At 59.5% G+C, this 5595-nt stretch carries 3 protein-coding genes; 2 read left to right on the top strand and 1 reads right to left on the bottom strand.

Annotated elements, in window-relative coordinates:
* Both NW829_RS10760 and NW829_RS10765 read left to right on the top strand, forming a co-directional pair.
* Positions 1-1133, top strand: a 1133-nt coding sequence (locus NW829_RS10760) for a glycosyltransferase family 4 protein (protein ID WP_414417057.1), incomplete at its 5' end; no start/stop codon positions are given.
* Between the two features lie 131 nt (positions 1134-1264).
* Positions 1265-3430, top strand: coding sequence for a glycogen debranching N-terminal domain-containing protein (locus NW829_RS10765; RefSeq protein WP_414417058.1), 2166 nt, complete (start codon positions 1265-1267; stop codon positions 3428-3430).
* A 144-nt stretch (positions 3431-3574) separates the two neighbouring features.
* Here the strand turns inward: NW829_RS10765 and NW829_RS10770 are convergent, their stop codons facing one another.
* A complete protein-coding gene (locus NW829_RS10770) occupies positions 3575-5353 on the bottom strand; it encodes an ABC transporter substrate-binding protein (protein ID WP_414417059.1) in 1779 nt (592 codons plus the stop codon).
* Positions 5354-5595 lie beyond the last annotated feature (242 nt).

Below are 5595 nucleotides of genomic sequence, written 5' to 3' on the forward strand. Positions count from 1 at the left end.
CGGCGGCGGAGCGCCAGCAGAAGTTTTCGTTAAGCAGTGATGATTCGGTGTGGAGGATGGCTATGCGCATTGCTCAGATTGCCCCTTTGCATGAGAGTGTGCCCCCCAAGCTCTACGGCGGCACTGAGCGGGTTGTGTCTTGGCTCACCGAAGAGCTGGTGCGGCGGGGGCATGAGGTGACGTTGTTTGCCAGCGGCGACTCCCAAACCCAGGCTCGCCTCATCCCCTTTCGGGAGCGGGCTTTGCGTTTGGATCCCACGGCCATCGACACAGTGGCTCCTCATGTTTTGATGGTCGAGAAAGCCTTTCAGATGGCCGACGAGTTTGACATTATCCACGGCCACATCGACTACTATCCCTATGCCCTGGCCCGTCGCCACCCGCAGGTTTCTTTTTTGGCCACCCTACACGGGCGACTGGACATTCCGGAGCTGCAGCCCCTCTACACCGAGTTTCAGGACATTCCGGTGGTCTCCATCTCCAACGCCCAGCGGCTGCCGCTGCCCCAGGCCCGCTGGGTGGGGACGGTCTACCACGGCTTGCCCCTGGATCTCCACCGTTTCTATCCAGAAAAGGGGGACTACCTGGCCTTTTTGGGCCGGGTCTCCCCGGAAAAAGGGCTGGACACGGCTATTGAAATTGCGGCGCGGGCAGGGATGCCGCTGAAGGCTGCTATCAAGATCGATGCGGTGGATCGCCAGTACTACGAGTTAGAAATTAAGCCTTTGGCCAGTCGCCACCCCAATGTGGAGATCATAGGGGAAATCACCGACCAAGAGAAAAGCGAGTTTTTGGGCAAGGCCTATGCGGTGCTGTTTCCCATCCGCTGGCCGGAGCCCTTTGGGCTGGTGATGATTGAAGCGATGGCCTGTGGCACGCCGGTAATTGCCACCCGTTTTGGCTCAGTACCCGAGGTAATGGCCGACAGGCGCTCCGGCTTTATTGTCGACTCGGTGGAGGAAGCAGTGGAGGCTGTGGAGAAGGTGGGATCCCTGAGCCGAGCCGGGGTGCGGCAGGTGTTTGAGGAGCGGTTCAGCGTGGAAAGAATGGTGTCGGACTACGAGGCTCTCTACCGCCAACTGGTGAACGAGCGGCAGGAGATGTCGCGAAGAAGGCAGCTTAATAAGGCTTAGATGGGCCAAGTAGCAGCTAGGGCTGCTGGGCTGCATCGGGGGGCCCCTGCTTCTTCGCCTTCTTTGAGTGGACCGATAGCAGTAAGCTGTTCGCGTAGGAGACCGGCTGGATAGGGATCGAGAAGACCGAGATGGCAGAAGACATCATCCAAATTCAAGATCAGTACTACATCCGGGCCAGCGCCTCTTGGGTGGAGGCACGCTCTCATGTTCTCAAGCATGACAACTGCTTTGCCATCTTTGACCGGCGAGGGAACATGCGCCCCCTCGGCATCCGGGATCATGGCCTCTTCCGGGACGACACCCGCTTTTTGTCCCGCTGGGTGTTGGACTTGCAGGGAAAGCAGTTCCTGCTGCTCAGCTCAGAGGTGCGGGAAGACAAAGATATTTTGGCGGTGGATCTGACCAACCCGGAGTTCACCACCTCAGAGGGGCAGTTTATCGGTCAAGATACTCTGCATGTTTTACGGACTACTTTTTTGTGGAACAACGTTGCCTACGAGCGCATTCGCATTCACAACTACGGCTCGGCCTCGTTTCGCGTGCCGATTACCCTGCGCTTTGAGGCGGACTTTGCCGATATTTTTGAGATCCGGGGCATCCGACGGGCCCAGCGGGGTCAAGTGCTGCCGGCCCAGGTGAACCCTGAGGGAGTGGTTCTCCGCTACCGCGGCTTGGATGGAGTGGAGCGGCAAACCCAGTTGCAATTTTTGCCGGCGCCGGAGCTAGTGTCGGAGAAGCTGGCGCAGTGGTGGGTGCCTTTGGCCCCGCAGGAGGAACGGGATTTGGAGCTGAGGGTGATCTGCAGCTACGGCGGGGAGGAGATTGCCCCTTTGACCTACCAGGAGGCTCTGCAGGCGGAGCGGGAGCAAAGGGCTTCCTTGCGGGCGCAAGCCCACCGGATCGACACCGGCAATGCTCAGTTTAACGATTGGCTCAACGCCTCACGGGATGATCTGCTGATGATGCTCACCCGCACTCCCTACGGGCTTTATCCCTATGCGGGGGTGCCTTGGTTTACCGCGGTCTTCGGGCGCGACGCCCTGATCACCGCCCTGGCCACTCTCTGGTGGTTTCCAGACTTGGCGCGGGGGGTGCTGCTGTATCTGGCGGCCCACCAGGCCCAGGAGGTGGATCCCAGCCGCGATGCCGAGCCTGGCAAGATCCTGCATGAGCAGCGCTCCAGCGAGATGGCCAAGACGCGCGAGATCCCCTTTGGCAATTATTTCGGCAGCATTGACTCCACCCCTTTGTTTGTGGTGCTAGCAGGGCGCTACGTGCGCCGCAGCGGCGATCTAGAGCTGTTGCGGCAGCTCTGGCCAAACATCGAAGCAGCCCTGCACTGGATGGACACTTACGGGGATGCGGACGGGGACGGCTTTTTGGAGTATGCCGGCAAGGCGCGGCGGGGCCTGCGCAACCAGGGCTGGAAAGATTCTGAAGATGCCATCTTCTACCCGGACGGATCCCTGGCAGAACCCCCCTTGGCCCTGTGCGAGGTGCAGGGCTATGCCTACGAAGCTAAGCAGTTGGCAGCAGAGATGGCCGAGCTGCTGGGGCGGCAAGAGCAAGCAGCCCAGTTGCGACAACAAGCGGAAAAGCTGCAGCAGCAGTTTTGGGATCACTTCTGGTGCGAAGAGTTGGGGGGCTATGCCCTGGCTTTGGATGGCCAGAAGCAACCCTGCCGGGTGCGCAGCTCCAACATGGGCCACTGTCTGTTTTCGGGGATTGCCCATCCCGAGCATGCTGCCTGCATTGCCCGGCAACTGCTGGAGCCAGCTTTCTTCAGCGGCTGGGGGATCCGCACGGTGCCGGAGGGAGAGGGGCGCTACAACCCCATGTCCTACCACAATGGCTCCATCTGGCCCCACGACAATGCCTTGATTGCCGCAGGCTTATCTCGCTATGGCTTCAAGGGCGAAGCGGTGCGGGTCTTGACAGCGCTGTTCGATGCCAGCCAGTTTCTGGAGCTGAAGCGGCTGCCTGAGCTGTTTTGTGGCTTTCGGCGGCGACAGCGGGAGGGCCCCACCCTTTATCCGGTGGCCTGTCTGCCCCAATCTTGGGCGGCGGCCAGTGTGTTTTTGCTGTTGCAGGCTTGTCTGGGGCTGGAGATCGACGGGCTGGCCCAACGGGTGCATTTGACCAAGCCCACTCTGCCCCTGTGGCTGCCCCACGTCATCCTTGAGAATGTGCAGGTGGGCCAGGGATCCCTGGACATCGGTCTCTATCTGCAGTCAGGAGGGGTGGGGATCAACATTCTCAGGAGTGCGGGGGACGTGGAGTTGACGGTGAAATAGTTGCAAAATTCAAGACATCCGCAACACAACCTACAACTAAGTTTCACCTGCCAAATGTGGCGATAGGGACACAACTCAACAGTTCAGACAGCCTCTCCCTATCCCACATCATCAGATGCATCATCAGACACGTCATCAGAAGTTCTACTCTTGAATGTAGAGCTGATCCAAATTCCACAATGGCCCCAGAATGGGTCGGGGATCCACCCCTTGAATGCGGTTGCGCAGGGCTGAGAGAACCAGGGGGTTGAAAGTGCCAATTTGGGGCAGCTGTTCCTGGATGATGATTTGAAACCGGTCGTAGAGGGCCTTGCGCTTTTCAAAGTCTAGCTCCCGCACCCCTTCGATAAAGATGCGGTCGATCTCCCGTTCCCAATCGCTGACCTCAACCCCTTCTGCCGGGTTGCCGGGCAAATCTCCCAGATTAAAGAGGTGCAAACGGCCGTCGCTGCGCCAGATGTTGGAGCCGTTGTTGGGTTCGGTGCCGCCGCCACCAAAGCCCAGCAGCAGGGTTTCCCAGTCGCGGCTATCGGTGCGCTGCACCAGGGTGTTGAAGGCGATGGGGGTAAAATCAACGGTGATGCCGATCCGCTCCAGATCAGCTTTGATCAACGCGCCGGTGGCCTCCCGCTGATTGTTGCCGGCGTTGGTGAGCAAGGTGAAACGGACACGGTTGCCCTCGGAATCCCGCAGGTGGCCCTCAGCATCATAGGTGTATCCGGCATCGAGGAGCAGTTGCCGCGCTTTTTCAGGGTTGTAGTCGTAGGTGGGCAAGCCCTCTTCGGGGCTAAGGTAGAAGGGGCTGGCGGGGGAGAAAACCGAGTGCTGGATCTCGCCCAACCCTTGCAGAACGCTATCGACGTAAAACTGCCGGTTCATGGCATGGGCCACCGCCCTGCGGAAGTTCAAATCGTTAAACCAGCGGCTTTTGACGGGATCCACAAAAGGCCGCCCGGTCTGGGGGTTACGGGCGCGGCTGAGGTTGAAGGCAAAGAAACTGTTGTTCAATGTCTGGCCGAGATTGTAGATGGTGAACTGATCCCGTTCTTCTTCCCGCTTCAAGAGCTGAAAATCTCTCCCCCGCACCGAAAACACGTCGGTCTCGCCGGAGCGAAACTGCAGCAGCGCGGTGTCCTCTGAGTCCACAATGCGCAGGATTACCCGTTCAATGCGCGGGATCCCTTCCCCTTTCCAGTAATAGGGGTTGGGCCGGTACACCAGCCGTTGGCCAGGGGTGTATTCCTGCATGACATAGGGGCCAGCCCCCACCAATTGCTGCACCGGCGTGTCGATACCCCAGGTTTGCAAGAAAAGGGGGTTGCCCCGGCTGTCCAACTGCTCGACGGTGGGCTCGAGGATGTGCTTGGGCAAAATAGGGGATCCGGCCTGCAGCAGAAAGGGAGCGAAGGGCTCCGGCAAAACAAACTCAATCCGCCGCTCGTCCAGCGCCCGCACCTGAGGCAATGCTCCGGCTTCTCCAATTCGCTTCACATCCCGCGCAGAAGTCGGGATCCGCTCGTCGAAGATGATGCGGTTGAAGGTAAAGTCCACATCTGCTGCCGTCAGGGGCTCTCCATCCGACCAGCGCAGCCCTTCCCGCAAGGTAAAGACATAGCGCAAGCCGTCCTCAGACACTTCCCAGCCTTCCGCCAGCTCCGGTTTGGGCAAGAGGGTATCCTCATCCAAGGTGACCAAGCCCGCCTCCAGGTAGGCGATGGCGTCGCGGCTGGAGCTTTCGGCGGCCAAATAGGTGTTGAAGGTTTTGGGATCTGAAGTCACTGTGGCAACCAGATGGGGGGGGCGGGTGGGCGTGGCACAAGCGCTGAGCCAGAGCAGAAGGATCCCCAAGAGTAGAGGGACAAAAAGGCTTCTCTTGAGCTGGTCTGTTGAGGTGCTGTTTTGGCCCACCATTTCCTTTGCCAAGTCGTCGTTCCAAGCAGGTTTGAGACGGCCCGTTGCTGTCCTGTGCTGGAGGCGCAAGCGCTCCACACCACTAAGGCCCTCACCCCCAGCCTTTCTCCTAGAAGACTGGCCCGCGCCCCCGGCCCTTTTCCCAGAGGGAAAGTTGGGGATCGAGGCGACGGGTGGTTTCACGGCGATTTTGCGGGAGCGATTGCTTGCCAGTTTGGCAGCTCAGGCAGTGGGGTGACCAGGTTCTTTTCAGA

The organism is Synechococcus sp. R55.8 (genome assembly GCF_047461895.1).
Taxonomy (GTDB): domain Bacteria; phylum Cyanobacteriota; class Cyanobacteriia; order Thermostichales; family Thermostichaceae; genus Thermostichus.